We start from the raw sequence: 25,158 nt of genomic DNA on the forward strand, positions 1-25,158 counted from the left end.
TCGGTGGCGAGCTCGGTGACCAGCCGTGGAGTGGCGATCTCGGACGGACCGCCGTCCGCGTCCGCATGCAGGGCAGCAGTTGGGCGATCTTCTCGCCGTGCAGGCCCGCGGCGAAGAGCTCCTGGATGCGCTGCGCGGCTCTGCTGGCGGCGCTTCCGCTCCTGCCCGCCGACCCGGCCCGAACCGTCGCGGCCGGAGACGGCACCGCTCAAGACGGCGCGGCTCAAGACGGTGCCGCGGCACGGGGACGCCGCTTCGACCTGCCCGGGGCGCTGACCGCGACCGCCGGGATCACGCTGCTGGTGTTCGTCCTGGCGCAGGGCCCCGAGTGGGGCTGGACCTCTCCGTCCATCCTCGCCGCCTTCGGTCTCGGCGCCGCGCTGCTCGTGGCGTTCGCGGTGATCGAATCCCGTAGCCGTGATCCGCTCATGCCGCTGCGCATGTTCGCCAATCGCAGCCTGGTCGCGGCCATGGCGATCACGGCGGTGTTCGGGGCGGGCCTGGGCGCGCACTACTACCTGCTCACCGTCTACCTCCAGGACATCCTCGCCTACGATCCGTTGCGGGCGGGCCTGGCCTACCTGCCGCTGACGCTGCTCAACATCGTCGGCACCAAGGTCGCCGAGCGCCCGGTCACCCGCGCGGGCATGCGCGCCGCCCTCTCCACCGGCCTGCTGATCGGTACGGCCGGCATGATCCTGCTGGCCGTCGCCGTCTCCGCCCACTCCCCCTTCATCGCCGTGGTCGCCGCCCTAGCCCTCGGTCGCCGGCTTGTCCAGCTCGGCGAGCTCCCTGTCGGAGAGTGAGACTCGCGTGCCGGCGACGTTCTCGCGCAGGTGCGCCGGCGACGAGGTGCCAGGAATCAGCAGGATGTTCGGCGAGCGCCGCAGCAGCCAGGCCAGGGCGACAGCCTTCGGCGTCGTGTCCAGCCGGGTGGCCACGGTCGAGAGCGCCGCGGACTGGAGCGGGCTGAAGCCGCCGAGGGGAAAGAAGGGCACGTAGGCGATGCCCGCTTCGGCGAGCGTGTCGATCAGGCCGTCGTCTTGGCGATAGGCGAGGTTGTACATGTTCTGCACGCACACGATCGGCGCGATCGCCCGTGCCTCGGCGACCTGTTCCGCGGTCGCGTTGCTCACTCCGAGGTGCCGGATCAGGCCCTGCCGCTGGAGTTCGACGAGCGTCTCGAACGGCTCGGCGAGCGAGCCGGGTTGGGGTCCCTCGGCGTTGCCGAGCCGGAGGTTGACCAGGTCGAGCACCTCGAGGCCGAGGGTCTTCAGGTTCTCGTGGACGGAGCGGCGCAGCTCGTCGGGCTGTCGGGCCGGGGGCCAGCCGCCCTGCTGGTCCCGGATCGCGCCGACCTTGGTAACGATGTGCAGCGATTCGGGGTAGGGGTGCAGAGCTTCACGGATCAGCTGGTTGGTGACGTGCGGCCCGTAGGCGTCGCTGGTGTCGATGTGGGTGATTCCGAGGTCGACGGCCTCGCGGAGGACGGCGAGTGCGCTGTCGTGGTCGGCGGGCGGCCCCATGACCCCGGGGCCCGCGAGCTGCATGGCGCCGTAGCCGAACCGGGTGACGCTCAGGTCGCCCAGCGTCCAGGTGCCGCCAGGGAGTGAAGTGGAGAGAATCCTCATGCCTCTATATATGGGGATGTAACTTCCTGATAGGAAGTAGGCACCTCAAAGTGCGTAAGTCGCCCACGGGTGAGAGGAGCGGTCGATGGCGACCAAGACGGTGGCCCAGAAGAAGGCACAGGCCAAGGCGGAATATGACGCTTTCCTGGCGGCGTGTCCTAGCCGCAAGCTGCTCGATCGCATCTCCGACAAGTGGGTCGCGCTGATCCTGGCCGCGCTGGGCAGCGACGGCCCGCATCCGTTCGGCGCCGACTGCGCCGGTGAGCCCAGGTCGATGCGCTACTCGGAGCTGTCCCGCCTGCTGGCCGGCGTCAGCCAGAAGATGCTCACTCAGACGCTGCGCTCCTTGGAGCGTGACGGCCTCATCACCCGCACGGTGACGCCGACCGTACCCGTCACGGTCACCTACGAGCTGACCGACCTCGGTCTCTCACTGCAGGAAATGATGCGCGGCCTCAAGTCCTGGGCCGAGGCGCACATGGACGATGTGCTCGCCAACCGCGCGACGTACGACACCCACGTCGCCTGAACCGGGGCCACGCCGCGAGCTACGTGAGCTGTCAGGCGTGGAAGCCGCGGCGGGCGGCTTCGATGCGACCGAAGTACTGGTGGGTCCAGTCGCAGATCAGGTCGACCGTCGCTCGCAAGGCTTGACCCGGCTCGGTAAGGGTGTACTCGACCCGTGGCGGCACAGTGGGGTGCACCTTTCGCTCTGCCAGGCCGTTGCGCTCCAGCATGCGCAGGTTCTGGGTGAGCATCTTGTGGCTGATGCCCTCGACCTCGTCCCGCAGCTCGCTGAAGCGCAGGGTGCGCTGGCCGAGGGCCTCGATGATCAGCAACGCCCACTTGTTGGCGACATCCGAGAAGATCTCCCGCGCGAGGGAGTCCGCGCGCCGCAGATCGGCTTCGTCGGACGAGTCGCTGAGCTGCTTGGTCACCATCTGGTTCCCCAGTCACTAAAAAGTTCGTTCTTCCACGTCAGCGCACACTCTCTTATGGTTTCTGAGTAACCGCAAGAGACCACAGGAAGGTCAACTCGTCTGTCGCCTTCGCGCTCACCCGACCGAACGAAAGACTGATAGGAGATCTCATGACCGTCTCGCTCATCAACCCTGACAAGCATGTCCAAGTCCCGCTCCACCACCACGTCGCGGTGGCGACGGGTAGCAGGCAGGTCCACATCGCGGGACAGGTCGCCTGGGACGAGAACGGCGAACTCGTGGCACCGGGCGACCTCGCCGGACAGGTCGCCCAGGTCTACCGAAACGTCGCCAAGGCGCTCGACGCGGCAGGAGCGACGTTCCACGACGTCGTCCGCTTCACGTGGTACGCCGCGGGCTGGAAGAGAGAGATGTACGACGCCTTCAGCGCGGGAATCGACCAGGCGGCCCGCGAGTTCGATCTCGCTACGCCGCCCGCCGCGCTGATCGGGGTCGACGTCCTCTTCGAGCCCGGCATCCTCGTTGAAGCCGAGGTCACCGCGATCATCGACTAAGGCTTCGTCATCGCTCACCGGAATTTCCGGCCGGTCAGTACGGGGCGCGAATGGTCAGAGTTCAGTGGCGGACGAGACCAGCAGTACGCCTTCCGCGCGGCCGCCGGCTGGGGGGACACCGCCGTCATGCTCGCCTGGACGCTGCACACCTACTACGACGACTTAGAGATCCTGCGGCGCCAGTATCCATCCATGTGCGCATGGGTAGACAGCATCGCCCGCATCGCGGCAGAGTCCTCGGGACTCGTGCGCCGATTCGGCCGACGCGCCGGCCACCTGGAGTGCTACGTCGTCGACACGGGAATGCACTTCGGAGAGTGGTTGCGGCCCGGTGAGAACATGGTCGCGCAGATGATGCGCAACAAAGTACGCCCGCCCGCAGAAGTCGCCACCGCTTATTTCGCTCACTCCTCCCGCCTTCTCGCGCGCGCCGCCCAACAGCTGGATCACCACAGCGACGCGGAGCTCGCGGAGCAAGCGCGAAGCGCCTACCGAGCCGCTTTCGTCCAGGAGGACGGAGTTCGGATCGGCGCCGACAGGCAGGACGACTACGTCCGCGCTCTCGCGTTCGGCCTCCTCGAACCCGTCGAACAACCCCGCGCCGCCGCACGCCTGGCCGCGCTCATCGAGGAGAACGGCGGACACCTCGCGACGGGCTTTCTCAGCACACCGATGCTGTTGTCCGTATGTGCCTTCCTGTACCGCCGGCGAAACCGGAGCCGGGTCCGGTTATAGTGAGGCTAACCGGAGCCGAGTCCGGTTAATCCTGCGTGGAGGAACATAACATGATCACCATTGCCTTCGGGCCGGCCACGACCGCTGAGGAAACCGTCGAGGGCGTCGACCTGTCCGCCAAGAAGGCCATCGTGACGGGAGCGTCGTCGGGAATCGGCGTGGAGACCGCGCGGGCGCTCGCCAAGGCCGGCGCCGACGTCACCCTCGCGGTCCGCGACACCGCCGCGGGCGAGAAGGTCGCCGCCGACATCGTGGCGTCCACCGGCAATGCGCGGGTACAGGTGGCCTTTATGGATCTATCGGTCCGCGACTCGATCGACGCCTTCGTCGCCTCATGGCGGGGACCGCTCGACATCCTGGTCGACAACGCCGGCATCATGGCCACCCCCGAGCGGCGTACCGCCGAGGGCTGGGAGATGCAGTTCGCCACCAATCATCTTGGCCATTTCGCCCTCACTACCGGACTGCACGACGCCCTCGCGGCGGCCGGGGGCGCGCGGGTCGTCGTCGTGAGCTCCGTGGGCCACCTCAATGGGGACATCATCTGGGACGACATCAACTTCGAGCGCCACCCGTACGACGAGTGGAAGGCTTACAGCCAGTCCAAGACCGCGAACATCCTGTTCGCCGTCGAAGCCGCCAGGCGCTGGGCCGGCGACGGCATCACGGTCAACGCGCTCAACCCCGGCCGTATCTGGAGCACCGGCCTGTCGCGGCACATGACCGCCCCACCGGCATCGTTCGAGCCCGAATCCAGCGACGGTGTGACGGTCAAGGACATCCCGCAGGGCGCGGCCACCTCGACCCTGCTGGCCGCCTCGCCGCTCGTCGAAGGCGTGACCGGACAGTACTTCGAGGACTGCCAACCAGCAGTCCCGCACACACCCGGACTCCGGCGCGGCTTCGCGGCCTACGCTGTCGACCCCGACGCCGCCGCCCGCCTCTGGCAGGTGTCCCTCGACATGATCGGCAAGGCATCCAGCTAAAGGACCTTGAGCAGCCGTTCGGCCAGGACGGCCGCCGACGCGGGGTTCTGCCCGGTGAACAGGTTGCGGTCCACCACCGTGTAAGGCTTCCACATCTCGCCCTTGGTGAAGTCGACGCCCAGGTCGATGAGCTCGTCCTCCAGCAACCAGCGGGCCTTCGAGGCGAGCCCGACCGCGTTCTCTTCCTCGTTGGTGAACGCGGTGATCTGGTAACCGGCGAAAGGCGACACGCCATGGATCCTGGTCGCCAGCATCGCGGCCGGGGCGTGACAGACGATCGCGAGGGGCTTGCCGGAGGCGAGCGCCGCGGTCAGCAGCCGGCCGGCGTCCGCGTCGATGTACAGGTCTTCCATGGGGCCGTGGCCGCCTGGGCAGTAGACGGCGTCGTAGTCCTCCAGGCGGGCGTCCGCCAAGTGGATCGGCCGCCGCATCACCTCCGCGGAACGGATGATCGCCTCCAGATCGAGAGCGATCTGCGCGCTCCCCGCCATCTCGGGGCGCAGGCTCATCATGTCCACGGTCGGGACCACCCCATTGGGGGTGGCGACCACGACCTCGTGGCCGGCCTCCGTGAGCGCCTTGTACGGGGCCGCGAACTCCTCGGCCCAGTAACCCGTCGCATGCCTGGTGCCGTCCTTGAGCGTCCAGTACGCCGTGCCGGTCATCACGAAAAGTAGCTTCGCCATCGGGCAACCGCCCCCCGTCTCCATCTGATGCGGTTGGCTCAGGCCCTTCCTCGAAGCAGCCTATGTCGAGTGTTGTCGAGGCCATGTGGCGGGGTGCACGCCGTGCCGCAGACGTCCCGTCGCCTACTCGACCGTCAGCGCATCAGCGCGGCCCCCAGGCGGCGGATCGTCTCGGCCTCGCCGGGGTCGGCGGCTGTCGTCATGCGGCGACGTCACGAGGCGTCGGGATCAAAGGGAATCAAGCCGGACCGCTGAGGGAGGTGTCGAGGAGGGCGAAGCGCTGGGCGAACGCGGACATCTGATCGCGTTGGCGGTCCAGGTCGGCGGCGGTGGGGTTCACGACGAGGCGGGTCACGCCTTGCGCGGCAAGGGCTTCGACCTGCTCGGCGGACATGTCGATCGACCCCCATCTCGTGTACTCCAGCGCTTCCGGGCTACGCCCCGCCTCGACGGCGGTCGAGCGGGCGAGGTCCAGCTGGAGGGCGCGCTCTTCCGGACCGAGCGCGCCGCCGGGGAAGTAGCCGTCGCCGCGTCGCCCGGCGCGGCGGGCGGCCGCCCGGCTCGATCCGCCGATGTGGATCGGCAGGTGGGTGACACCGACGGGCTTGGGGAATTGGCACAGGTCGTCGAAGGTGAAGAACTCCCCCGCGAAGCTGACGCCGTCCTCGCCACCGGCCCAGAGCAGGCGCATGACATCGATCGCCTCGTCGGCGCGCCGGCCGCGGGTGCTGAAGTCGACGCCCACCGCCCGCGCCTCGCCCGGCAGGGAGCCGAGCCCCACGGTCAGCAGCCGCATCCGCCCCTTGGACAGCACGTCGATCGTCGCCAGGCGCTTGGCGAGGACCACCGGATGGTGGTACGGCAGCAGCAGCACACCCGTTCCGAGCTGGATCCGCTCCGTGGCCGCGGCGACGAAGCTCAGGCAGTCGAGCGGATCGGCGTAAGGCAGCGACGGCGGGAGCTCCATGGTCCCGACCGTGGCACCGGGATACAGCGCGATGTGCTCCGGTAGGTACAGCGACTCGAAGCCGCTGTCCTCGGCATGCCGGGCGAAGGCCATGATCCTTTCGGGGTCGACGCCGAAATAGGCCGTGTTGTAGCTGATCCCGAACTTCATCGTCACTCCTCCGATCGGCGCACGGAGGATCGGCATGCGCCCCCCGCCTGTCGCCGACACACTAGAACGTTGCCGCCAGCGTCAAGGCAAGTCTTGGGGGCCGCAAGGTTCAGCGAGGCTCGAGCTTACGGGTCGTGGCTCGCACCTCGGGCGCCACCATGGCGTCGATGTAGGTCGGACCGTAGCGGCCGTACTTGGCGCGGTAGGCGGCGTCGATCTGGTTGCCGATGTCAGGATCGGTTTCCGCCTCGATGGTGACGTCCTTGTCGACGCCGCCGGCCCGGATATGGCCTTCGTGGGTCTCCTGGACCGTGCGGAACCAGGCACCCGCGCCCGCCTTGTAGGAGCGGACATAGAGGTGGTCGCCATGGCGGACGACCCAGATCGGCACCGGCTTGCCCAGCGTGCCGTCGCCGCGCCGGGGCTCGATCCGCAACTCGTCGGCCGCTTCGATCCTGCTGAGCTCGTCGCTCGTCCACGTAGTCATCGGCTTGTCTCCTTCGTCATATCGGTGATCGCCGCAGTCTCAAGTGCCGCGGCCGCATCGTCGATACCCAAACCCGCGCCGCCGATCCGGCGCCTGGGGGGCCCTGTCACACCCCTGAACACCGCTCCCCGGCACACCCCGCCCTGCCGCGTAGCACGCGGCGGTGGCACAGTTGATGGGGGAAAGAGACGTTTTCCCTGCTCAGAGCAGCTTCAGAACAGCTCGGAACACGCTCGCTTCGGCCGCGCCGCCACGCGCCGCCGTCAGTCATAGAAGCAGTCGTAAAAGCAGTCATAGAAGCTTCAGCACGGAGAAGAAACATGCTCACCGTCAACTCCTACTCCGCCACGTCCGCGACCGAGCCGCTCGCCCCGGCGAGGGTCGACCGTCGCGACGTCGGCCCGCGCGACGTCCTCATTGAGATCAAGTACTGCGGGATCTGCCACTCCGACATCCACTTCGTACGCGGCGAATGGGGCACGGCCCCCTATCCCGTCGCCCCCGGTCACGAGATCGCCGGCATCGTCGCCGCGGTCGGCCCGGAGGTCACTCAGTACGCCGTCGGAGACCGGGTCGGCGTGGGCTGCATGGTCGACTCCTGCGGCGAGTGCTCCAGCTGCCGCAAGGGCGAGGAGCAGTACTGCCTCAAGGGCAACACGCTCACCTACGGCTCCACCGACAAGGACGGGCGGATCACCCAGGGCGGCTACACCACCCACATCGTGGTGACCGAGGACTTCGTCGTACGAATCCCCGAAGGTATCGAGCTCGACTCCGCCGCGCCGCTGCTGTGCGCCGGCATCACGACGTACTCGCCGCTACGCCGCTGGGGCGCCGGCCCTGGCAAGAAGGTGGCGGTCGTCGGGCTCGGCGGGCTCGGTCACATGGCCGTCAAGCTCGCGCACGCGTTGGGCGCCGAGGTGACCGTCCTGTCGCAGTCGCTGAAGAAGAGGGAGGACGGCCTGCGCCTGGGCGCGGACCACTATTACGCCACGAGCGACCCGGAGACGTTCGAGCATCTCGCCGGCTCCTTCGACCTCATCGTGAACACCATCAGCGCGAAGGTCGACCTCGACGCCTACCTGTCGCTGCTGGCAGTGGACGGCACGATGGTCAACGTCGGCGCCCCGGCCGAACCACTGGCGTTGAACGTGTTCCCCCTCATCATGAGCCGCCGGTCGTTCGCCGGTTCGGCGATCGGTGGCATCCGCGAAACCCAGGAAATGCTCGACTTCTGCGCCCAGCACCACCTCGGGGCCGAGATCGAGGTCATCTCGGCCGACAAGATCAACGAGGCGTACGAGCGCGTCCTGGCCTCCGACGTGCGGTACCGGTTCGTGATCGACATCTCGACCCTGGCCTGAGCCACCAGCCGGCGAGTCCGAGGTCATCGTCGGCAAGGCGCTGGCCGGTGGGCGGCGCGACGAGGTCGTACTCGCGACCAAGGCGCACATAAGGTCCGCTACGCCGGCCACTCGACCTGGCCGGTCTCGGCGATCGTGGAGGCCCAGTGGACCGCGAGCGAGCGCGGCCGTGAGCGCTTCACGTGCGAGCAGCCGCCGTACTCCATCCTCGTGCGCGGGATCGAGGCCGACACGCTCCCCACGTGCGCGAGGTACGGGATGGGCGTGATTCCGTACAGCCCGCTGGCCGGCGGCTGGCTCACCGGGCGCTACCGCAAGGGCTCGGAGTCGGGGCCGTTCTCCGTGGCGCGTCAGCGGCTCGACGTCGAGCTGCCGGATGACGTACTGGACCGCATCGACGAGATCGTGCCGCCCGGGGTGACGATCAACCCGGCCGACAACGGATGGGCCAGCCCGGCCCTGCGGCCCGCGGCCCGACGCCGGTAGACCCGTGCTGCCACCCTGTCGTTCGCCTGACCTACCTGAGTCGTTCATTTCTACCCGACATGGTCTACCTACAGGCTCGGGGAGAAGAAACCGTGACGACCGATCAGAAACGCCTTGGCCTCGGCAGCAGCCGATTCATGTGGGAATTCGGCAAGTCGCCTATGCGTACGGCTTCGGTGCTGCCGAGCTCGGCGCGGATGGTGGCGGGCCTCCCGGAGCGCAGGAGGTCGTGACGACCATGACGGTCTGGCAGAACCTGCCGCCCGCGACCGTCTACATGGCCCGCCGTCCTCGCTTCACGTAGACGCGTCCCCCCGCCTCGACGGCCACCGGCCACGATGAGACAGGCGGGAGCGCTGGCTTGAACCTCCCGTGGCGGGAGGATCTACCGTCGACTCCGTGACCGGAAACGACGGTATCGAGCGTCGATGGACCATCGGGGAGCTGGCCAAGGCCACCGGGGTCACCATCCGTACGCTCTACCACTACGACGAGATCGGCCTGGTTCGGGCCGGCGAGCGGACCGCGTCGGGCCACCGCCGCTACACCGAGGCCGATCTGCGGCAGCTCTATCGCGTGCGCGCCCTGCGCGGACTGGGACTGTCGCTGGAGGAGATCGCGAACGTCCTCCAGCGGCCGGCCGACGACCTGACGGCCATGCGCGACCTGCTCGGCGCCCAGTTGGCCGAACTGGAGCTGCAATCGGCCAGGATGGCGCAGCTCAAGACGAAGATCGGCGGGCTCCTCGGGCTGCTCAACCAGTCGGTCATGCCCGATTCCGAGCACTTCATGACCACCCTCGAAGAGATCTCGGTGTACGAGACGTACTTCGCCCAGGAGTTGCGAGACCACCTGGCCCAGCGCCGGATCCAACTCGGCGAGGACACGCTGCGGGACCTACGGGCCGAATGGCTCGTCCTCCTCAAGGAGGCCCATCAGCACATGCTGGCGGGCACGCCCGTCGACGACCCCCGGGTGCGGGCCGTGACCGCCCGCTGGACGGCGATGGCGGCCGCACTCCAGAGCGGCAACGAGCAGCTCGACGAACGGCTCAAGATCGCCGGAACGGCGTGGTGGCGCGACAACAGCGCCGGGGTCAGCGAGGAGGTCAGCCGCCAGATCGAGTGGCTGGACGCCGACGGCCTGCCCGCCATCTTCGACTACCTCCAGCGGGCCGTGCTCTGGGCCCGCGAACACGAATCAGGAGAGTGACGCGAGAATGCGATACCCCGAGGCACCGGTACGGCCGGAGCACAACGAGGTCGGCGGCCTGGTCTTCGACGACCCCTACCAGTGGCTGGAGGAGGACGACGGCGAGGGGGTGGCGGCCTGGCAGCAGGCCCAGGACGAGCTGGCCCGCTCCTACGTACACGGCTGGCCGCACCATGAGGCGCTCGCGGCCCGCGTCAATGAGCTGGTCGAGCAGATGGACGCCCGCAACCTGGTGGTTCCCGTTCGATACGGGCCGCGGTGGTTCCGCGCCCGCATCCCCGACGGCCGGGAGCTGATGGTCTTCGAGACGGCCGACGCCCCCACGGGCCCATGGCGCATGGTGATCGACCTCAACGAGCTGTCCGACGGTACGCCACTGCGCATGAGCCCGCAGCCCTCCCCCGACGGCAGCCTGCTGGCGTACTCCCTGGACGCCGGGGGGCGCGAGCTGCCGGCGCTCAAGGTGATCGAGATCGACACCGGGAAGGTGCTGCTGGACGGCGTACCGCAGCAGCGGCCGGGGCTGGTGGCCTGGCTCCCCGACGGCAGCGGATTCTTCTACATGGCCAACGAATCAGGGGCGGCGCAGGTACGGTGGCGGCTGTTCTTCCACCGGCTGGGGCAGCCGGCGCCCACTCAGCCAGAGCCGCTGGACATCCCCCACATGTTCGCCATCCCCAAGATCTCCCGGGACGGGCGCTGGGCGCTGGTCCAGGTCGACCATCTACGGCCCCGGCCGCACTTCATCGCCCGCCTGGACGGCCCCTGGGAGTGGCGCGAGTTCATCACCGACGCCGAGCACCTGTACAAGGGCGTGCTCGTCGACGACTCCTACGTGGCCGTCACCACGGCGGACGCCCCGCGAGGCCGCCTGGTCCGCATCCCGCTGGACAGCCCCGGTGACCCGGACACCTGGACCGAGCTGGTGCCGGGCGGTGACGCCGTACTCACCGGCGTGACCCTGGCCGGCGAGCGGCTGGTGCTCGGCGAACTGGTGGACACCGTCTCCCGCATCCGGATCCTCGGTCTGGACGGTACGGACCTCGGGGAGGTCCCGCTGCCCGGCCAGGGCTCGGTCAGCTCCATCGCCCAGGGAGTCGTCGCTCTGGGGGTGATGGACCAGGTCGTGGGCTGCGAGGACGCCATCACCTTCGGCTACACCTCCTACACCCAGTCGCCCACGGTCTACCACTACGAGCTGGAGTCGGGGGCCCTGACCGCCCTGCAGGGGTCGGGCCACACCCTCACCGGGCTGGTCACCACCCGCGTATGGGCCACGTCGGCCGATGGCACGCGCGTGCCCTGCACCCTGGTCCACCGCGCCGACCTGGACCGCTCGCGGCCACAGCCGACCCTGATCCAGGGGTACGGCGGGTTCAACGTCGCCGTGCTGGCGTCGTACCTCGGCCCCCTGGCCGCGTTCGTGGAGGCGGGCGGGATCTACGCGCACGCCCATGTGCGCGGCGGCGGGGAGTTCGGCCTGGAGTGGTGGGAAGGCGGGCGGCTGCACGCCAAGCAGAACACCTTCAATGACCTGTACGCCATCGCGGAGCGGTTGATCGCCGACGGGGTCACCACGCCCGACCGGCTGGCGGTCCAGGGCGCCTCCAACGGCGGGCTGCTCACGGGCGCCGCCGTGACCCAGCGGCCGGAGCTGTGGCGGGCGGTGGTCTGCGGCGCCCCGAAGCTGGACCTGATGCGCGTCGCCCGCGACCCGCTGGGCACCGCCGCGACCCTCTCCGAGTACGGCAATCCCAACGACCCGGCCGACGCCCCCGTGCTCATGGCCTACTCGCCGTACCACAACGTGAAGCCGGGTACGGCCTACCCGGCGATCCTGCTGGACGCGGGGGCCAACGATCCTCGCTGCCCGGCGTGGCACTCCCGCAAGTTCGCCGCCAGAACGCAGGCCGCCACCACCTCGTCCCATCCCGTCCTGCTGCGCGTCTGGTCCGACGCGGGCCATGGGGGAACGAGCTGGAGCACGATCGTTCTGCAGCAGAGCTTCTGGCTGGCGTTCGTCATGCGGGAACTGGGCCTGGTGCCTGACCTGTAGTGATATTGGATGTGATATCGCTAGATCACCGATATCGCTATTAGACAGCGGATGATCACATCTGCTTTGCTCCAAGCTTCTGACAGATGAGAAGCAAGGATTTCGGCATGCGACACTTCCGCGTCCGCCGCGTCACCGGAGCGCTCCCCGCGACCTCGTTGGCGCTCTCCCTCCTGTCCGGCGGCGCTCTCGGCGCGGGCCCGGCCTCGGCCGCTACCGTCGCGGCGTCCCCGGCCGTTTCGGGCGAGGCTCAGGTCAGGAAGGAGTTGCGGGCGCTGGAGGTGTCTTTCAAGGGCCGCATCGGGGCGTACGCCATCGACACCGCCACCGGCAAGACGGTGACGTACCGGGCGAGCGAGCGCTTTGCGTTTCTGTCCACCTTCAAGGCGCCCCTCTGCGCGGCCGTGCTGAACAAGGCGCGCACCTCCGAGCCCGGCCTGATGAACAAGCTCATCAAGTGGACGGCCGCCGACATGACGCCCAATTCGCCGGTCACCGAGAAGCACGTCGAGGACGGCCTGACGGTCGCCCAGTTGTGCGAGGCGGCCATCACCAAGAGCGACGGCACCGCGGCCAACCTGCTGCTCAAGCTGATCGGCGGGCCCGCCGGGCTGACGAAGTACTTCCGTACGCTGAAGGACTCGACCTCCCGGATGGACCGCTGGCACCCCGAGCTCAACGACTGGACGCCCAAGGAGAAGCGCGACACCACCACGCCCGCGGCCATCGCCCGCGATCTCCGCGTGCTCGCGATCGGCGACGCACTGGAGGCCAAGGATCGGGAGCAGTTCAACGCCTGGCTGCTCGCCAACAAGACCGGCGCCGAGCGGATCCGCGCGGGCCTGCCCAAGACCTGGACGATCGCCGACAAGACCGGCACCAACTCCGACGGATTCGGCGGCGGGAACGACATCGCCGTGATCCGCTCCGAGCAGGGCGCCGCTCCCATCGTCATGGCGATCTACACCAACCGCACCCCGGGCCTCCCCACCGACAACCAGACCATCGCGAAGACCGCCACCATCCTGGCCCGGGGACTCGGCAAGCTCTGACGCCGACGTTCCGCTGCCCTTCTCAGAGCTCTCCAGCCCGCCCGCGCGGCGCCTGCCAGCCCGGAAGGACGCCACGCAGGCGCTGTGACCTCGCGTGACGTCCTCCCGTTATGGGGTGATCAAGGGTACGGATGGGGCTCGGGGTTGGTCGCGCCGCCGTAGTCGGCGAATCGCTTGTGAAGCAGGGGCGGCGCGCTGGGCGGGCACAGGCTGAGGGTGCCCGGGGACCAGACGCGGCAGACCGTGAGCCCGAGGTGGCGGATGTCCGGGGTGGTGAGGTCGAGGTAGCCGAGCTGCTTTCCGGTCTTCGCGAACGCTGCCACCAGCCCTTTCACGCGGCTGCGGAGGTCTGGGGCCGCGTCAGGGGGCAGGTCACGCGCCGAGACCTCCGCATGGACGGCGAAGCGCTTGTCGATGATCGCGGCGTTGGCCGGATCTGTGTAGTAGGCCACGTTGTCGTCGAGATCGAAGAAGCGGTCCTTGTCGGTGACGTCACTGTCCTCGATGGCGGCCTTGGCGGCCATCCAGTTGGCGTAGCGGAACACCGCGACGGCTTCGAGGAGGGACTTGTACATCGCGTGGCCCAGGCGCTGGTCGCTGCCCAGGCCCGCGACGACCGGCGCGTTGCCGGGGTGGTCATCGCGGTAGACGCAGGCGACGGTGAAGCCGGGCAGGTCGGGACTCGGCAGCAGGTGGAACTCCGGGGGCGGTGTGCCCGGCGACCAGTGGCGGTCGATCAACCGGGCGAGGGCCCGCAGGCGGCCGTCAAGAAGGATCTTGACGGAGGGCTGACCGCCGTACCAGTGCCCGATCACGCAATCGAGCTGGATGAGCTCCTCCAGCGCGCCGAGCAGGGCTTTGCCCGGGTCGCTGTGGGTCGCGGTGCCGGTGGTCACCGCGGCGTTCACCCAGGGCTCGCCCTCCTTGCGCCGCGGCAGGTAGCCGACCAGCGTGAGCTGGGCGGGCATCCAGTAGGTGTCGTCCGAGGTGAGCGAGTCGGCGGGCAGCCAGCTCATCGGGGCGTCGGGGTCGAAGGGCTCGAAAAGGAAGCCGTCGCGGCCGAGCTGCTCGTCGGAGAAGAACGACAGGCACTGAGCTGCCGGAATCGCGCGGCCACCGCTGCTCATGGCGCGGTGACTGGCGAAGCGGAGCCGGTCGCGGTGCAGGGCGAGGTACGAGTGGTGGCAGTAACGCTCGGCCGACTCCCCGAGTGACTTGATAAGGGGCTCGTCGAGCAGGATGCCGGCCCCGCCCAGGTGGTGACGCTCGGCGGGGATCGGCCGGGCGTCGTACAGGACGTGCACACCGGTGAGTTCGGCGCCGGCGATGGCGATGCGTGGTTCGCCACGTGAGCGGGCGCTGAACTTCAACCGCGGTATCAGGCCGCACACGGGGTTCAGCATGCGCCGGGCCAGCATCCGGGTGCCGGTGTCGAACGGTGTGGTCCGCGGTACGAGGCCCGCGGCGGAGCCCTGGTCAGCCACTGAGCCACTCCTTGGCCTGGAAGTAGAGCTCGGGTTCGTCGCGCTGCGCGACGGGCGAGCAGGCCGGACAGCCGGGGATCTGCAGGACCTCGCTGACGGTCGTCTCCCAGGTGGGGAGGTAGACGCACAGCATCTTGCCATGGGTGAAGGAGGCGCCCGTATGGGCGAGATTGATCGCTTCCAAGGCGAGATGGGAGCAGAGCAGCGAGGACAGCGCGGGCAGCATGGGCGGACGTCCGCCCGACGCCTGTGCGGTGGTGAGCGCGTTCTTGTATCGGCGGTAGCCCGCGCCGTCGGCGAGGTTCATCGTGATGCGCGTTTCCAGACAGGCGTAGCAGGGCCCGCGGCCCGGGTGGAAGGTCGGGCCGACGAACAGGAACGGCCCATCGATCGTGCCGTGCAGCCAGGACATGCCGACTTCCAGGGCGACCCTGTTGAACAGGCTCACCGCCACCGGATCCACCCGGACACCGGCCCACACGGTGATGCCGCCCTCCCAGGAGGCGAACGTCTCGGCGACTTCGTGCAGCCGCAGCCCGTGCGTGGTCCAGCCGGTATCGGCGTCCTTGAGCACCTCAAGGACGGGATCGTCGCTGGAGTCGGTCACGTCGAGCTTCGGATCGCTGGCCGCGATCAGCTCCGTGACGCGGGCGGCCATACCGCCGTCGCCGATCACCCGTATCGGACGGGCGGGCGGCGGTGGCCCGGAGAGCAGGTCGGCGTAGTGGTCGAGGTAGTGGTCGAGTGCGTTCGTCGCGGTGTCCTCGATCACGTCGAGTGTCCGCAACTGCTCCAGGAGCGCGGACATCTCCTCCATACCGATGTTCGCCCGCGCGGCCAGCTCGGCCACCTCCCGGGAGCCGTCCAGAGCGTTCACTACCGAGAACAGCCAGCCGCGCCGGGCTTCGTCGGTGATGGTGTGCGAGGTGGCACTCCACACGCCCTGCCTGAGCTCGACCGTGTCGGGATCATGCCCGATGACCGAGAACGACCGCTTGATACGGGGTGATGCGGGCTGTGTCACAGCTTCTCCTGCGGACGCGGTCACATCTTCTCCTGCAGACGCGGTCGGCTCTTCTTCTGCGGATGTGGCCGGCCGCCCGGCCGGCCGAGGACGATCAGATGCAGCAAGGCGGTCCGCAGCCCGTCGACCCGGAGGACCTCGTGCGCCTCCTCGTCGTAGTAGGTCGACCAGTCCGTACCGGCCAGGCCGAGCGCGGTCGCGGTGAGATGGACATGCTGGGCCATCGCCCCCACCTCGTGCAGCACGAACCGCAGCCCGCGCGGGCCGTACTTGCGCATCGAGCGCCATGGGCGCCCGACGAACAGCACGACGAGCGCCGCTCGGTCGATCGGCAGTAGGTCGGGCAGCTCGTCCAGGCCGCAGCGCAGCAGCGCGGCCAGTTGCTGAGGGCCGCCGTGGCGGGCCAGGCAGTCCAGGCGGGGGGCGTAGCGGTACAGGCCCGGCTCCAGGTCCGTCACCTCGCGTGCGGCGAGGTGCAGCTCGACCGGGTACAGTCCGCCGCCGCTGGGGACGGCTCGGTGCGGCCGGCCCGCCTCGTGGCCGAAGCACGCTCCGGCGGCCCGTAGCAGCGCGGCGGTCTCGGGCAGCGTCACCGGGTCTCCGCTGAACGAGCGGGTGCTGCGCCGGGCCGCGATCGCCTCATCCAGCGCCATCCGCGCCGGCGCCGGATCCGGCAGCTCGACGCGGCGTGCCGCGGGGATGGTCTCCTCATCGGTGTGGCTCAGCGTCTCCATGCTCGCGGTCGTGAGGTAGTCGGCGACCGAGCGTTGCAGCTCACGGTCGTGGCGGCGGAGCCGGCTGGCGTACAGGAACTCCTCGGCGGGCGAGGCCGACCGGGAGATCCCGAGATGGGAGTGCCGGAGCTGGTTGGTGTGGAAAGCCGTGCTGTCCAGCCATGGGCTGACCGCACGGAAGAAGTTGGTGCCGAGCGCGGAGCGCAGCACCGGCGTGTTCTCCATCTGAACCGATCCTTGAACGGGGTGGGCCGGATTCGGCGGGTGCCGTGTCCCGGTCCGATGACCGGGACACGGCACCCGCTTCTCGCGTTTACTCCTCCATGGCGACGGCGGCTGAACTGCTGCTGCTGGTGATCGGGGCGACCAGAAGCTTGCCGTCTTCCATCTCGATCGGGCAGGCGCTCAGGGTTTCGGTCGAGGTGCTCGTCGAAAGCATTTTCTCTCTCCTTTCGTGCATGAGGGTGCTGCCGGTGCGGACTGAGTGCCTCACCGGATCCTCGCGATATCTGATCGCGGGGCTCGTGGGCCGGGCCGGGGCCCGGGTGTCTTCACACCTGCGGACCTGGTGCGGTCGGCGGGCGCGTCGGTTGATCTATTCGGCGTAGTCCGAGGTGCGCGACGGACAGGGCGCCCTGCTGGAACAGCGCCGTGCCCGTCGTGGTGAACTCCAGCCAGTCGGCGAGTGCCGTCTCATCGCGCTCGGCGCTCCCGCACCCGCCCAGCCGGGTGGCCCAGGTCGCGAAGGTGCGCGCGTAGTCGTCGCGGTGGGTCCGTACGTGGATCGGCTCCCACCAACGCCCGCAGGCGGTCAGGAGCCGGTCGAGCGTGAGAACGGTGCCGGTCAGGCGAAGGCGTCGCATCGCCTCGACGTATCGTGCGGCCTCGGCCGGCCAGCTCTCGCTGTGCCCCCGGATCGTGCTCTCCAGCGCCAGGCGGGCGCCCGGCCTGGTCCACGCGTGCGCGTGGGCGAAGAACTCCGCGTAGGTGTCCGGCGTGCCGTCCACGTTCTCCAGGTTCTCCAGGAGCCCGATGCTGACGACCGCGTCATAGGGCCGGTCGGGGGTGAAGGCGCGGTAATCGCCCTGATGGATGGTCACCCCGCGCAGCCGCAACCCTTCGGCTTCCTGGCATGCGTGATCGGAGGCGTCGACACCACACGCGGCTGCCACACCGCGTTCGCGGCTCAGATAGCTCAGGAAGCCGCCATAGCCCGAGCCCACGTCGAGGACGCGTGACTGGGCGCTCACCTCCGCCCAGTCACTCAGCAGCCGGAATTTCGCGAGCTGGGCGGTGTCGAGGTCGTTCGTCCCCTCCCACAGCCCGCAGCTCAGCGCCATGGACTTGCCCAGCCAGCGGCGATGTGCGGCAACGTCGAGCTTGGTGACAGTCATGTGAACGCCTTAAGGGAGAGCACGTGATCAACGCGACCATACCCGATCGGTGACTGTCCGTAGCGCTACGATTACCTAGTGTCGCCGTGATGCATCGTTGTCTGTTGTCGGCGCTCAGTCCTGATCTCGGAGAACCCCACGTCCACTGACAGAGACGGCGTTGGGCAGGAGCAGCGCCCCGAGCGCCAGCCCGATCAGCCCGGCGACGACCGGCGCTCCGGTCCACAGCTCGGGCACGGCGGGCAGGCCGCCCCCGATGGCCGAGGCGACCCCGATGTACAGCGACCAGGTGGCGAAGGCCGACAGCCCGGCGAAAGCCCAGTAGGCGCCGCGCCGCTCACCCGACGGCCGCAGCCGGCGGATGAGCAGGTCGCTCACGAACCCGGAGACCACGAACGACAACAGGATCGGTACATTGCGGAACCCCGTCTGGGCAGCCGGCATGAGCGCCATCACCGCGTACATGACGGTCACCGAGCCGAACGGCAACAGCCAGCGGCGCACCAGCAACAGCACCGGGCTGAGCACGACGACGTTGGTGACGACCATCGCGACGGCCACCTGCTCGGCGCCCGGGCCCATCGCCACGGGGCCGGCGCCCCCCGCACCGCCGCCCGCGTTCTGCAACGTGGACAAAGCCCGGACGATGCCCTCGGGGCGGTACTTCATGGCGCCGCCGTACGACAGGAACAGCGACACCAACGTGGTGGCGAACGCGAGCCCGATCAGCGCCGGCAGCAGGCGGCCGAGCGACGGCCGGGCGCCGACGTCGGGGGCGTTCCATGCCGAGCGCAGCGGTGTCGTGATGATCAGCATCATCGTCACGACGAGGCCGAGGTGCGACGGGCTGAAGAAGATGTTGATGGTCGTCTCGATGCCGAGGACGGTGTGCCACATCATGTCGGCCAACCCGAAGACGGCGAATGCGGGAATCGCCACCAGCCCGGCGAGATAACCGGTGGGGACGGCCGCCGGCCCCCGCCGCCCGGCGCGCACGTTGCGCCACACCTGCCAGATGATCCAGCCGGAGACCACGGCGAAGCCGGAATAGAACACCGCGTGCCATGGAGTGAAGAACGTCTCCAGCTGCGCCAGGTTGCTGTGCGCCCAGGCGTCGATCATCAGTCCGACCCCGAACCAGGTGCCGAGCAGCGCCGTCACCAGGTCTGTCCTGGGAGACACCCACCCGCGGGGCTCCCCCGTGTCCACCACTAATCGCCGAATGCCGACCGCGTCAGACGTCACTTCGTGCTTCCTTTCCGTCGATCGAATCGCTTCATTCCGGGCCCATCGGATGAGGCCTCTGCGCGGGGCCGGTCAGGCTGTTTCGGCGCTGAGGGCCTGCGCCACGGGCAGGCGCGCCGCCAGGCGTGCGGGCAGGGCGGTGAGTGCCGCCGTCGCCAGGAGAGTCGCGAGTGCGGCGCCGAGCAGCCAGAAGGAGGGGGGTTCCACCGCGTTCCTGGCAGTGAAGAGCGAGAGCAGGCCGATGCCCAGAGGGATGCCGACGATGGCGCCGGGCAGGCTGGGCAGCATTTGAGCAATGGACAGACCCGCGGTGATCTGCCCGGGAGTGGCGCCGAGTGTACGAGCGATGGCCATGTTCGCCCGGGCCTCCATGGCCGTGGTCCAGGTGAACGTGAGGGTGTTCACGATGGCGAGCGCGATCAGCAGGATGGTGACGGCGAGCATCAGCCGGCGGTCGTGCTCGCCGCGCAGGTTGGGCAGGACGGAGGAGCCGTCCAGGCCGTAGCCCCGCTCCGGCTGGACGTAGATGGTCAGCAGGGCGACGATCGCGATCACTGTGGTGGCGGTGGAGCACGCCTGGAGTACGGCGCGGCCCGGCCGGCGGGCGGTCAGCCGCAGCCCGAGCAGCAGCGGCGTGGGCAGGAGCGCGGACAGCGCGGTGAGCCGGGGCCGGTGACGGGGCCGGCGCGCGGTGGCGGTCAGCGCCGTGACGGTCGCCGTACGCATGGCCCGCAGCGTGGGACGCAGCGTGGACAGCACCGCCACCGCCACGGCGAGGGCGGTCGCCGTGACGAGGATGGCGCCGTCGGGCCCGCCCACGTCACCGATCCGGCTGGCGGTGGGGCTGGCGATGGCGGGCGCGGTCAGGCGGGCGATCACCAGCCCCAGCGTGTCGCCGACCAGCGCCAGCGCCAGGTACTCGGTGAGCAGGACGGTGGCGATCAGAGCCGGGGTGGCGCCGACGGCCTTGAGCAGCCCGGCCCGGCGCGTCTGCTCGACGGCGCGTCCCGCGGCCAGCGCCGCCACTCCGGTGATGGCCAGGAAGCTGAGCAGCCAGCTGCCGACGACCAGGATCGGCTGGCTGTTCCTGAGGATGACCAGGTCCTGGGTCTCTTTGAACTGCCAGGAGTGGAAGTTGACCCTGACGGTGGTGTCGCTGTGGGCGTCGATGAAGGCCTCGGTCGCGGCGGGGTCGCGCAGCTTGAGGTCGACAGCCGTGGTCACCGAGAGATCATGGGATGCCGCCAGGGCCCGGGCATCCGATCGGGTCATCCAGGCCAGGCCGCTGGCGTCGCTGGGGCCGCCGCCCGGGCCGATCTGCGCCGCCCAGGGGTAGATGGAGGTGGCCGCGGTGACGGCGATCCCGAGGACGGGGTACGAGCGGCCGGCGATGGTGACGCGGTCGCCGACGCCGACGCCCAGCGCGGTGGCGAAGCCGCGTTCGAGGACCGTGCCGCCGGAGCGCACCCAATGACCCGAGGTCACCAGCGGCCGGTCGACCGGGCCGGGCGTCTCGGCGAAGCCGTGCACCACCACGGGGGACGTCGTGGAATCGCGCGTGGTGAGGTTGGCGTAGACGATGCGATAGGGGCCGTGGTGGGCGACTACCTCGGGAGCGTCCGCCAGCGCGGACAGAGCCGCGGTCTCGGCGGGGCCCGCGTCGCCGGAGAGTGCCACCACGTCCGGCCCGGCGGTGGCCGCGCGGGTCTGTTCGTACAGCGCGTCGCTCACGCCGCCCAGCGACAGGCCCAGTGCCATCGTGGCGGTGGCCACGGTCACCGCGAGCAGGAGCATCGCGGCCTGGACCTTGTGCCGCCGCACGTCGGCCAGCACCAGACGGACGACGAGCACGATGGAGCCCATGCCGTTCAGCCCTCCAGCCCGATCAGCCCGCCGAGCCCGCGCGGGTGGGAGCCGGCCAGCCGGGTGTCGTCGACGAACATCCCGTCGCGCATCGAGATCAGCCGATCCGCGGTGGCCGCGACCCGCTCGTCATGCGTGACGATCACGAAGGTCTGGCCCGCGGAACGCAGCTCCTCGAAGATTCTCAGTACGTCGAGGGTCGCCGCGGTGTCGAGGTTGCCGGTCGGCTCGTCGGCCAGGACGACCAGCGGTTCGTTGACCAGCGCGCGAGCGACGGCGACACGCTGGCGCTGGCCGCCCGACAGTTGCGACGGCAGATGCCGGGCACGGTCGGCGAGCCCGACCCGTTCCAGCAGCAGGCTCGCGCGCCGCCTGGCCTGGCGGCGCGAGCGTCCGGCCAGCAGCGCGGGCAGCTCCACGTTCTCGGCCGCCGACAACTCCTCCACCAGGTGGAAGGCCTGGAAGATGAACCCCACCGACCGGCGCCGCAGGCGCGCCAGAGCCCGCTCGCTCAGCGTGTCGATGCGTCGCCCGGCCACCCACACCTCTCCATCGGTGGGCCGCTCCAGGCCACCCAGCAGGTGCAGCAGGGTAGATTTCCCGCAGCCGCTGGGCCCCATCACCGCCAGCGTCTCCCCCTGAGGCACCTCCAGGTCGGCCTCGTCCACCGCGCGGATCCGGCTCTGTCCCTGACCATGCGTCTTCACCAGGCCGCAGGCCCGGACCACGGCACTTGACACGTTCATCCACCCTCGACTTCGTCATCGGCCTTGGACCAGGCCCGCTCACAGGAATCCAGCCAGCGCAGGTCCGCCTGCAACCGCAGCACGACCCCTTCCAGCAGCAGGCCGGCGCCCGACCCCGGCGGCTCGGCCAGCGCCGCCTGCTGCACCTCACGCAAGCGGCGCAGCAACTCACGGCGCTGGGCCGCCACCAGCTCGACCGGGTCGGCGAGCCGGGCCGCGGCGGCCGCGGCGAGCTTGAGGTGGAACTCCGCCAGGTCCGGTTTCGGCCAGCCCACCTCGGCCAGCCAGGCGGCCACCCGCTGCTGCCCGGCCGGCGTCAGCTCATAGACCTTGCGTTCGGGCCGCTCGGGCAGGCCGTCCGTCCGCTCACAGACAACGAGCCCGGCTTTTTCCAGCCGGGCCAGCGTCACGTAGATCTGACCGCGGTTCATCGACTCGCCGAGCGGGCCGAGAGTTCGCTGCAGCCGAGCGTGCAAGTGGTACCCGTGTGACGGCTCCTTGGCGAGCATCGCCAGCACTGCGTCCTGCACTCCATCCCCCTAACGGTTAGCCAATAGATAGCGGTTATCCGTGGGAGGTGTCAAAACGCTACATCTGGTGATCTCCTGGACCGGCCCGCCGCCAGCGTCACAGCACCTGACGGCCAGGTCCCGTTCCTGGACCTGCTTCAGGGCCGCGATGAGCTACAAGCACATGTGGTACGACGGCGCGCCGCACCGGGCGCCTTCGTCGTCAGCGCCTGGACGGTGGTCGGCCCATGTATTGGGTTGGAACGGTTACGGACTCGTCTGCAACGCGAGAGGGCCGAAGGCGTGCCCGGCCCACAGCTCACGGGAGGTTTCCTCCGGATACGCTGCTATGTCGGGCTTGGTGTCGATGATCCAGGTGTGCTGGTTCTGCGGCTCGTACGCCGGCCAGCCCGGGTCTCCGGTCGTGGCGAAGGCGATCCATGCCGCTCGAACCTGGGCCGACAGCTCGGCCGCGGCCGGAGGCGGATCCTGTCCGATCAGCAGTCCCGCCGATCCGGCGGTCAGGTTGCCGAACGTCAGCGGCAGGCCGAGCCCATGGCAGGCGCCGAGGAGGTCTCCGCCCATGCCGGGGGCCGGCCAGGTCAGCTCGTACAGGTGGGCGCGGCCGTGCTTCTGGCGGGCTTCGGCCAGGCGTACGGAAGGCATCCGGAACAACCAGTCGGAGTGCACCAGCTCGTACAGCCGCTCCTCGTCGGCACCCGGGTAGGCATCCCGGTAGGCCTCGGGATCCGGGGCGAGCGCCCGCAGCGCGGTGTCCGCTCGTTCGGCGGTGATCTGGCCGGTGTCGCCGCTGATGGCCATGAACAGCCGATACTCGTCGCGGGTGTGACCCACGATCAGCTCCACCCCGTGCGCGGCCCCGTCCGCCAGTGACCGCCACGGCACCTCGGGCAGCACCTCGCCGTCCACGACCGGCGCGCACAGCGTCCGGACGTGCGCCGCGTGGCCCCACCGCGGGTAGTCGCCCATCTTCTCCGCCGTCGTGTCCCCGGCGTCGATCAGCCGCTCCGGCGACTGGCGGGCGAGTTCGCCCGCGAGCGGGGGCAGGCCCAGTTCAGCGGCTACCGCGGCGCCGATGTCGGTGGCCAGCTCAGGGGAGAAGAACATGCCCGGCACGCTCTGCGCGATCGCCCGGCGGAACAGGCCGGTGGCGCTGGGCATCGTCATCAGCGCCGCGATGCTCCCGGCTCCGGCGGACTCTCCGAAGACGGTGACCCGGTCCGGATCGCCGCCGAAGGCCGCGATGTTGTCCTGCACCCAGCGGAGGGCGGCCACCTGGTCCAGGAGCCCGCGGTTGGCCGGTGCCCCCTGGAAATGTCCGAAGCCCTCGGCGGAGACCCGATAGTTGAAGGTGACCATGACGACGCCGTCCCGGGCGAGCACGCGGCCGTCGAAGACGGGGTCGCCGGACCACCCGTACATGTAACCCCCGCCATGAATCCACACCATCACCGGCAGCCGGGCGGCGCCCAGGTCGGGGGACCAGACATTGACGGTCAACCAGTCACCGTCGGCGCCGTCCGCGCTGGAGGCGCCCAGCAACCTGGACTGCGGCGGCCGCGGACCGAACTCCCCGGCCTCGCGCACCCCGTCCCACGCCTCGGCCGGCACCGGCGCGGCCAGCCGCAGCGCGCCCACCGGCGGGCGCCCGAACGGGACACCGCGGAAGACGGCCACGCCGTCCTCCATGCGCCCGCGCAGCCGTCCCGTGCTCACCCGGACCTCCGGGTCCGCTGATCCGATGGCGCTCATGGCACGCTCCTCATCCAGGGAGTGCCGGCTCCCACAGCCAGGCGCGGCCATCTTCGCCCGAACCGCGGGTTCGGCGCACCTCGTTATTGAGCGGGTCGCTGCCACGTCAGCTCCGGCCACGCGCTCGAAAGCACGGCTTCAAGCCCTTAGGGCTGAGTCCCTTCAGGTGGCGCGGCGGGAACGACGCAGGACAGGGCGCCGCGCAGGATCGCGGCGAAGGATTCCGTATTGCCGGGCTCGAGCCACCGTCGCCCCGCCACCCGGATGGCGGCGGCGACCGCGGCGGCCGTGACGGCGGGGAACAGGTCGCGCTGGGGGTCGGTGCCGGTGCGGGCCGCGATCGCCTCGGTGAGCGGGCCTTCCGCCATGGTGAACGCCCTCAGCGCCTCGCCCTCCAGCTCGGGCGTCGACATGATCATGCGCAGGCCGGCCTTGTCGGGCTCAGGGTCGGTGTAGAGCTCGATCACGGCCGCGATGACGGCCTGGTCGAGCGGCTCGCCGGCGGGCCGGGCGCGCAGCGCCTGCCCCACGCGGCCGGCCTGGTCGGCCTGGAAGGCGCAGATCGCCTCCGCCCTGCTGGAGAAGTAGTTGTTGTACGTACGGGATGAGACTCCGGCGGCCGTGGCGATGTCATGGACGCGCACCAGAGCCAGCCCGTGAGGGCCCTGCTCGATGGCCAGGCGCAGCGCGGCGTGGCTGATCGCCTCTCGGGTGGCCTGCTTGTTGCGCGCCCGGAGGTCGAGGGCGTCGTCGTTCATGGGAGCGACTCTATCTGATGATGCGTGGCACGCACTAGGTGCGTGCCACGCAAGTTGTGGGTAGAGTGCGACGGGACGCCTGGCACTCGCCCCTGGAGAGTGCCAACCGGCGGGGTGTGCCGGGACGGCGAGGTCCGCCTGTCGGCGGGCCGTCCGTCGCGGGCGCCGTCCCGGACAGCCCCTATCGAGAGCAGGAGCAGGAATGGCTTCGAAGATGATCGCGTTCGACGAGGACGCCCGGCGCGGTCTCGAGCGCGGCATGAACCAGCTGGCCGACGCGGTCAAGGTGACCCTGGGTCCCAAGGGCCGCAACGTCGTGCT

The 25,158-nt window shown here is 69.6% G+C and carries 27 protein-coding genes; 11 read left to right on the forward strand and 16 right to left on the reverse strand.

Annotation, left to right across the window (positions count from 1 at the left end; genetic code table 11):
* Positions 1-125 precede the first annotated feature (125 nt).
* On the forward strand, positions 126-806 hold the full coding sequence (locus AB0C30_RS48115; protein WP_357957029.1) for a hypothetical protein: 681 nt from the start codon (positions 126-128) through the stop codon (positions 804-806).
* Here the strand turns inward: AB0C30_RS48115 and AB0C30_RS48120 are convergent.
* Positions 753-1,631 carry an aldo/keto reductase family oxidoreductase gene (locus AB0C30_RS48120; protein ID WP_357957031.1) on the reverse strand — a complete coding sequence of 293 codons (879 nt, stop codon included), beginning with the start codon at positions 1,629-1,631 and terminating at the stop codon, positions 753-755. The two genes, AB0C30_RS48115 and AB0C30_RS48120, sit on opposite strands and share 54 nt — an antisense overlap.
* Before the next feature lie 85 nt (positions 1,632-1,716).
* On the opposite strand from AB0C30_RS48120, the gene AB0C30_RS48125 reads away from it, so the two are divergent.
* Positions 1,717-2,160, forward strand: a complete 444-nt coding sequence (locus tag AB0C30_RS48125) for a helix-turn-helix domain-containing protein (protein ID WP_357957033.1) — start codon at positions 1,717-1,719, stop codon at positions 2,158-2,160.
* A 31-nt stretch (positions 2,161-2,191) separates the two neighbouring features.
* Here AB0C30_RS48125 and AB0C30_RS48130 read toward each other — a convergent pair whose 3' ends face one another.
* Positions 2,192-2,572: a helix-turn-helix domain-containing protein gene (locus AB0C30_RS48130; RefSeq protein WP_357957035.1), complete on the reverse strand. Its 381-nt coding sequence runs from the start codon at positions 2,570-2,572 to the stop codon at positions 2,192-2,194.
* Between the two features lie 149 nt (positions 2,573-2,721).
* Here AB0C30_RS48130 and AB0C30_RS48135 point away from each other — a divergent pair, with 149 nt between their 5' ends.
* The 3 genes from AB0C30_RS48135 to AB0C30_RS48145 are packed head-to-tail and all read left to right on the forward strand — an operon-like array spanning position 2,722 to position 4,847.
* Complete coding sequence (locus tag AB0C30_RS48135; protein ID WP_357957036.1) at positions 2,722-3,126, forward strand: RidA family protein; 405 nt, start codon at positions 2,722-2,724, stop codon at positions 3,124-3,126.
* A gap of 9 nt (positions 3,127-3,135) precedes the next feature.
* Entirely contained in the window at positions 3,136-3,861 is a 726-nt protein-coding gene (locus tag AB0C30_RS48140; RefSeq protein WP_357957094.1) for a hypothetical protein, read from the forward strand.
* 50 nt (positions 3,862-3,911) lie between these two features.
* Complete coding sequence (locus AB0C30_RS48145) at positions 3,912-4,847, forward strand: SDR family NAD(P)-dependent oxidoreductase (RefSeq protein ID WP_357957038.1); 936 nt, start codon at positions 3,912-3,914, stop codon at positions 4,845-4,847.
* Here AB0C30_RS48145 and AB0C30_RS48150 read toward each other — a convergent pair.
* The 3 genes from AB0C30_RS48150 to AB0C30_RS48160 all read right to left on the reverse strand — a co-directional run bounded on the left by AB0C30_RS48150 (position 4,844) and on the right by AB0C30_RS48160 (position 7,137).
* Positions 4,844-5,533, reverse strand: a complete 690-nt coding sequence (locus AB0C30_RS48150) for a type 1 glutamine amidotransferase domain-containing protein (RefSeq protein WP_357957040.1) — start codon at positions 5,531-5,533, stop codon at positions 4,844-4,846. The two genes, AB0C30_RS48145 and AB0C30_RS48150, sit on opposite strands and share 4 nt — an antisense overlap.
* A gap of 238 nt (positions 5,534-5,771) precedes the next feature.
* Positions 5,772-6,650 (reverse strand): TIGR03619 family F420-dependent LLM class oxidoreductase, encoded by an 879-nt coding sequence (locus tag AB0C30_RS48155; protein ID WP_357957042.1) that lies wholly within the window; start codon positions 6,648-6,650, stop codon positions 5,772-5,774.
* 109 nt (positions 6,651-6,759) lie between these two features.
* A complete protein-coding gene (locus AB0C30_RS48160) occupies positions 6,760-7,137 on the reverse strand; it encodes a DUF2255 family protein (protein ID WP_357957044.1) in 378 nt (125 codons plus the stop codon).
* A gap of 320 nt (positions 7,138-7,457) precedes the next feature.
* Here AB0C30_RS48160 and AB0C30_RS48165 point away from each other — a divergent pair, with 320 nt between their 5' ends.
* The 6 genes from AB0C30_RS48165 to bla all read left to right on the forward strand — a co-directional run bounded on the left by AB0C30_RS48165 (position 7,458) and on the right by bla (position 13,307).
* Positions 7,458-8,501 (forward strand): NAD(P)-dependent alcohol dehydrogenase, encoded by a 1,044-nt coding sequence (locus tag AB0C30_RS48165; protein ID WP_357957046.1) that lies wholly within the window; start codon positions 7,458-7,460, stop codon positions 8,499-8,501.
* A gap of 135 nt (positions 8,502-8,636) precedes the next feature.
* On the forward strand, positions 8,637-8,987 hold the full coding sequence (locus AB0C30_RS48170; RefSeq protein ID WP_357957048.1) for an aldo/keto reductase: 351 nt from the start codon (positions 8,637-8,639) through the stop codon (positions 8,985-8,987).
* A gap of 139 nt (positions 8,988-9,126) precedes the next feature.
* Positions 9,127-9,291, forward strand: a complete 165-nt coding sequence (locus AB0C30_RS48175) for a hypothetical protein (protein WP_357957050.1) — start codon at positions 9,127-9,129, stop codon at positions 9,289-9,291.
* Positions 9,292-9,386: 95 nt separating this feature from the next.
* Positions 9,387-10,199 (forward strand): MerR family transcriptional regulator, encoded by an 813-nt coding sequence (locus AB0C30_RS48180; protein WP_357957052.1) that lies wholly within the window; start codon positions 9,387-9,389, stop codon positions 10,197-10,199.
* Positions 10,200-10,206: 7 nt separating this feature from the next.
* Complete coding sequence (locus AB0C30_RS48185; RefSeq protein ID WP_357957054.1) at positions 10,207-12,255, forward strand: prolyl oligopeptidase family serine peptidase; 2,049 nt, start codon at positions 10,207-10,209, stop codon at positions 12,253-12,255.
* Between the two features lie 107 nt (positions 12,256-12,362).
* Positions 12,363-13,307 (forward strand): class A beta-lactamase, encoded by a 945-nt coding sequence (bla, locus tag AB0C30_RS48190; RefSeq protein WP_357957056.1) that lies wholly within the window; start codon positions 12,363-12,365, stop codon positions 13,305-13,307.
* Between the two features lie 119 nt (positions 13,308-13,426).
* Here the strand turns inward: bla and AB0C30_RS48195 are convergent, their stop codons facing one another.
* From AB0C30_RS48195 to AB0C30_RS48245, 11 genes are all read right to left on the reverse strand, one after another.
* Entirely contained in the window at positions 13,427-14,791 is a 1,365-nt protein-coding gene (locus AB0C30_RS48195; RefSeq protein ID WP_357957057.1) for a YcaO-like family protein, read from the reverse strand.
* Positions 14,784-15,815 (reverse strand): TOMM precursor leader peptide-binding protein, encoded by a 1,032-nt coding sequence (locus tag AB0C30_RS48200; protein WP_357957059.1) that lies wholly within the window; start codon positions 15,813-15,815, stop codon positions 14,784-14,786. The genes AB0C30_RS48195 and AB0C30_RS48200 overlap by 8 nt, the downstream gene beginning before the upstream one ends.
* Before the next feature lie 20 nt (positions 15,816-15,835).
* Positions 15,836-16,774: a SagB/ThcOx family dehydrogenase gene (locus AB0C30_RS48205; protein ID WP_357957061.1), complete on the reverse strand. Its 939-nt coding sequence runs from the start codon at positions 16,772-16,774 to the stop codon at positions 15,836-15,838.
* Between the two features lie 88 nt (positions 16,775-16,862).
* Positions 16,863-16,988 carry a hypothetical protein gene (locus tag AB0C30_RS48210; RefSeq protein WP_357957063.1) on the reverse strand — a complete coding sequence of 42 codons (126 nt, stop codon included), beginning with the start codon at positions 16,986-16,988 and terminating at the stop codon, positions 16,863-16,865.
* 112 nt (positions 16,989-17,100) lie between these two features.
* Positions 17,101-17,943, reverse strand: a complete 843-nt coding sequence (locus AB0C30_RS48215; protein ID WP_357957065.1) for a class I SAM-dependent methyltransferase — start codon at positions 17,941-17,943, stop codon at positions 17,101-17,103.
* A gap of 114 nt (positions 17,944-18,057) precedes the next feature.
* Positions 18,058-19,125 carry a hypothetical protein gene (locus AB0C30_RS48220; protein ID WP_357957067.1) on the reverse strand — a complete coding sequence of 356 codons (1,068 nt, stop codon included), beginning with the start codon at positions 19,123-19,125 and terminating at the stop codon, positions 18,058-18,060.
* A 135-nt stretch (positions 19,126-19,260) separates the two neighbouring features.
* Positions 19,261-21,051 (reverse strand): FtsX-like permease family protein, encoded by a 1,791-nt coding sequence (locus AB0C30_RS48225; protein ID WP_357957069.1) that lies wholly within the window; start codon positions 21,049-21,051, stop codon positions 19,261-19,263.
* Positions 21,052-21,056: 5 nt separating this feature from the next.
* A complete protein-coding gene (locus AB0C30_RS48230) occupies positions 21,057-21,797 on the reverse strand; it encodes an ABC transporter ATP-binding protein (protein ID WP_357957071.1) in 741 nt (246 codons plus the stop codon).
* Complete coding sequence (locus AB0C30_RS48235) at positions 21,794-22,327, reverse strand: PadR family transcriptional regulator (protein WP_357957073.1); 534 nt, start codon at positions 22,325-22,327, stop codon at positions 21,794-21,796. Before AB0C30_RS48235 ends, AB0C30_RS48230 begins: the two co-directional genes overlap by 4 nt.
* A gap of 246 nt (positions 22,328-22,573) precedes the next feature.
* A complete protein-coding gene (locus AB0C30_RS48240) occupies positions 22,574-24,079 on the reverse strand; it encodes a carboxylesterase family protein (protein ID WP_357957075.1) in 1,506 nt (501 codons plus the stop codon).
* A gap of 146 nt (positions 24,080-24,225) precedes the next feature.
* Positions 24,226-24,837 (reverse strand): TetR/AcrR family transcriptional regulator, encoded by a 612-nt coding sequence (locus tag AB0C30_RS48245; protein ID WP_357957077.1) that lies wholly within the window; start codon positions 24,835-24,837, stop codon positions 24,226-24,228.
* Positions 24,838-25,158 lie beyond the last annotated feature (321 nt).

Origin of the sequence: Nonomuraea sp. NPDC048901 (genome assembly GCF_040649695.1) — a bacterium.
GTDB lineage: Bacteria > Actinomycetota > Actinomycetes > Streptosporangiales > Streptosporangiaceae > Nonomuraea.